This is a genomic window from Oribacterium sp. HCP28S3_H8 (genome assembly GCF_052064775.1).
GTDB lineage: Bacteria > Bacillota > Clostridia > Lachnospirales > Lachnospiraceae > Oribacterium.
Genome location: NZ_JBQHUZ010000022.1, coordinates 1 through 3,982 on the forward strand (window position 1 = coordinate 1; position 3,982 = coordinate 3,982).

Here is a 3,982-nt window from a genome sequence, read left to right on the forward strand (position 1 = left end):
TGTGCAAGGTCAATCGCCTGAAACTTAATTCCCCGCTCCTTGAAAAAACGCTCCGCTTTTCTTGTATCCGCACTCTTCTTCGTGCCGAAAATCTGAATGTTCATGACTGTTGCCCCCTTTTCACAGCAGTCCGAGTTCCTGAACTGCCAGCCAGTTTCAGAATCACCTTCTCCGCTGCCTCCGGATAGGACTCCTTCACCCTGTCCACAATCTTCTACAGACAAGTTACGCTTTCCTTTCTTCTGCACCGATCAGATCCAGATCGATCATCCACACCCCGCCGCATTTCTTCAGTAATTCCGGCACGAGATTGATCCAGCTCCTGCAGTAATCCAGAATGACCGAATCCGAACTCACCACATATCCGGACTGCTTCAATACCGCATCCACATCGCTAATGACGGAAATCTCCAGGAAAAATCCACAACCAAGTGTCTCCTGCCGCTCATAGAAAAGCGTCTTCAGCCTGCCGGAATTGGAGACCGGAGCATCCAGGAAAACATTCACCCTCCCCGCATACAGGTTGTCCGCCGCAAGAAGGAGCAGATCAACTGCCTTCTTCGTCACATCAATAATCCGATATGTTCCGCGCAGGCCGGCAAGGTCCCTGATGCAGCCATCCATTCCTTTGAAAACAGGTGAGCCCGACAGTGCCGTCTCCAGCGTAATGACTGTGTTGAATCCATCTACGTTGATCTCAGGCAGCGCCAGCCTGTCTCCATTTGTCTCAATGCTTGCCAAATCGATTTCCCTGCTTCTTCTCGCAACGACTTTATCATCAGGAGCAATCGATCTTGCGAGCGCCAGACGCTGCCGCTCGGAAAACAGATAATGATCCCCACAAACTGCGTGACCGGCTTCAGATGATATCCGCGGTTAAGGAGATATCTTACTTCTGTACCTGCTTTTCTAAGAAGTTGCACTGATTCTGCAGAAAACTGCCTCTCGTCTTCCGGCGCAAAGCCGCGCCGGACATTCTTTTTCACTTCATTGTTGCTACTAATCATAACCTATATTCAAAATTCTTAGATCTGGTCGAGCCGAACATAATGTCCGCAATCGCATCGAATATAGAGTCCATATCTTCCCAAAGAAGCATGGATGTAACAATGGTGCTCCGGACACGTTATATTGTTTCTGAAATAACCATCACCGTAAACGCAGTACCGGTTGTATAAGAAGTTCATCTATCATAGGGTAATATAGTTTTCTATTATCAGCCTGCGAAATAGTCGTTATCTTATTACCGGCATCCTTTGATGACGCTCCGCAATGATATATCTTTTCCGTTCTGCATTTATAATCCACAATGATATACCGGTCATGAAACTTTCCACCTGTGTGTTGAAATGCCAACTTCACTTTTGGATATTCCCGCTGGAACGCTTGTAGTTCTGTCAGTCGAAGCATGTTCTTTATATTATCGCTGAAAATGATAATATCAACATTAGCTGGAATACTTTTTAACATCAATAGTGTTTTGGGACCAATATAGTTATCAACTACATAGAGTTTCTGTTTTGCCTTGCTATAAATATCTGCATATGCCGCATCGGCTTCAAATGTCTGCCCTGCATAAATGACATATTCCAATCCTTTGTCTGGTAAGGAAAAACTTTGAATAATCTTTGAAAGGTCATCTTTGGTTACCATCGTTTCTTTGATTTTGCTAATATCCTTCGCATTATCAGATACCTGAAGAGAAAGTCTGGCTAAATTGGTAGACTTAATCAGAAGTGGATCATTCTGAATATAGTCCTTCATTGCCTTAAACAATCTTACCAGCGCAATGCTCTGCCTGGTAGCCAGATCTCCCTTCAAGACACTCATAAGCATATAGATTCCCTGCTCAGTAAAAGCATAAGGAAGATAAACTCTGCCTCCTTTGATTCCAGCAGTTTGCATCGAGGTCAAATTTTTTGACCTCGATAGCTCATCTGCTTCCCCCTTAGTCAATTGAAACCTGAAATCTTCAGGAAATCTAACGATGTTGTTCTTCACCTGCTGATTGAAAGCTTTTGTCGTATATCCATATATTTCAGCAAGGTCCATATCAAGCATTACTTGTTGTCCCCTGACCACATATATCTTCGTTTTCAGCGACTCTGCTGTAATTTCCACAGGGACGAGGTTGTTATGTTTTTCTTCACTCATTTATTTTCTCCGAATTATCTGCCAGCACAGTTTCAAATAATCTTCGAGGTCAAAAATTTTGACCTCGATATAACAATTTATCTTGTCCGACCTTTTCGTCTTTGATTTCAAAGGTCGCAAGTCGAACATACCATAAAGCGTCTATCAGAACAATTATTATCTGCGCCAGCAGTAATCATTTTCATGAGCATTCATTCCCATTGGAATAGCACCAATTGCTAGAATAATATAACAAGAGGGTAGCCGTCGGAGACGGCGCAGGGGGAACGCAGTTCCCACTGGATCGGCAGAGCATCTATGATGCAATGCCGATCAACCGTCCGGCGAGGGTGCAGGATGTCCAGACATTATGGAGGTAACAGATCATGACCAACCAGAGTACGATTGACAAGCTTATTGAGATGCATATGACACCTATGGCCGACGCATTCCGCGTCCAGAAGGATGACCCATCCATGAAGGAGGTCCCCTTTGAGGGCCGTTTCGGAATGCTCGTCGATACTGAATACACTGCACGCAAGAACAACCGGCTGAAGAGGCTGATCCGGAAATCCGAGTTTGAGCAGCCTGATGCTTCTATTGCCGATATCGATTATGGGCACAACCGCAAGCTGAACAGAACGCTCATTGAGCGGCTGGCGACCTGTGAGTACATCACAGAGTACCGGAACATCTTTATCACCGGCGCTACCAGCAGTGGAAAGACCTACATGGCCTGTGCCTTCGGAATGGAAGCCTGCAAACACTATTACACTGTGAAGTACGTCAGAATGCCGGATCTGCTCATCGACCTCAAATCGGCCAAAGACGCAGGCAGATTCACTGATGTACTGAAGAAGTACACCAACCCGACACTGCTGATCCTGGATGAATGGCTTCTCCTTAAGCTTTCCGAGGATGACGCCCCGAATCTTCTGGAACTCATCCATAAACGGAGAGAGCACTCATCCACCATCTTCTGCTCCCAGTTCAAAGAGGAAGGCTGGTACAACAAACTTGGAGGCAAGGACAGCCCTCTGTCCGATGCTATCATGGATCGGATATCATATGACTCTTATAAGATCGTGATCGAAAGTATCAATCCGGACAAAGACATCTCCATGAGGGAAGTCTACGGTCTGGATCCCAAGCTTGCTCAGTAACTGCAAAGGTGGAGATCATTGCTGGCACAGTCCTTCGTGACTGTGCTGGCGGCTCCGCCGCACATGAGAGGTCCTATGCTTCCCATTCTGCCGGACTCTTGCTTCCCGGGTTACCGGACAGGCGCCTCCGGCGCACCGGAATATTCAAATACAGCTTCGCGCCGGCCGGAATGTGGTTGTCCACCATCAGAAGATGTAGCTCTTCCGGCTCGTAAATTGTGATCGCAAGCAATCCAGCATGGTTAACTCCCCCTTCCTCTGAGCCATCAAACAACCCCGTGTATAAAAAGGAAGGTCGTGTGAAAAAACGAAAGTTCTTTCACACGACCTTCTCTTGTAATCTCTGTCAGATCAGTTTTCCGCACCTAAGCACGAACAGATCTGCCGCGTCACTTTCCTCCCAGTCTCTGAGAATGAGACGCTTTGTTGTTATTTCCATAGACACATCCTTTTCTTACTTCTTCACCACGATGGTCAGCATGACTAGAATTTCCATTATTTAATAGCTACATGATCAATTAGAGTTATGTTCACCGCACCAGCGCGCGATTTCTGCAATCAGATCAAGAGGAAGTTTCTCCCCATATGGAACCTGAACCGCGCCCTTGCTGAATTTCAGGCCGCGTTTCGTGAATTGGTCCGCAAAATGCTCCACTGCCCCAGGTCCCGGATAGATGCCGATATGC

The 3,982-nt window shown here is 46.3% G+C and carries 4 protein-coding genes and 1 pseudogene; 1 reads left to right on the forward strand and 4 read right to left on the reverse strand.

Annotated features, from left to right (window positions below; all coding sequences use genetic code 11):
• The 4 genes and pseudogenes from ACTNEN_RS13205 to ACTNEN_RS13220 form a co-directional block, all read right to left on the reverse strand.
• A partial coding sequence (locus ACTNEN_RS13205; RefSeq protein WP_441206942.1) for an arsenate reductase family protein occupies window positions 1-104 on the reverse strand: 104 nt, incomplete at its 3' end.
• A gap of 121 nt (window positions 105-225) precedes the next feature.
• Entirely contained in the window at window positions 226-741 is a 516-nt protein-coding gene (locus ACTNEN_RS13210; protein WP_441206943.1) for a DUF5616 domain-containing protein, read from the reverse strand.
• Window positions 742-762: 21 nt separating this feature from the next.
• Window positions 763-1,007: pseudogene (locus ACTNEN_RS13215) on the reverse strand (DUF434 domain-containing protein); the annotation flags it as partial.
• A 142-nt stretch (window positions 1,008-1,149) separates the two neighbouring features.
• The gene (locus ACTNEN_RS13220) at window positions 1,150-2,154 is read right to left on the reverse strand and encodes an ORF6N domain-containing protein (RefSeq protein ID WP_441206940.1); all 1,005 of its coding nucleotides are present in this window, start codon (window positions 2,152-2,154) and stop codon (window positions 1,150-1,152) included.
• A gap of 365 nt (window positions 2,155-2,519) precedes the next feature.
• On the opposite strand from ACTNEN_RS13220, the gene ACTNEN_RS13225 reads away from it, so the two are divergent.
• Entirely contained in the window at window positions 2,520-3,296 is a 777-nt protein-coding gene (locus ACTNEN_RS13225; protein WP_441206941.1) for an ATP-binding protein, read from the forward strand.
• Window positions 3,297-3,982 lie beyond the last annotated feature (686 nt).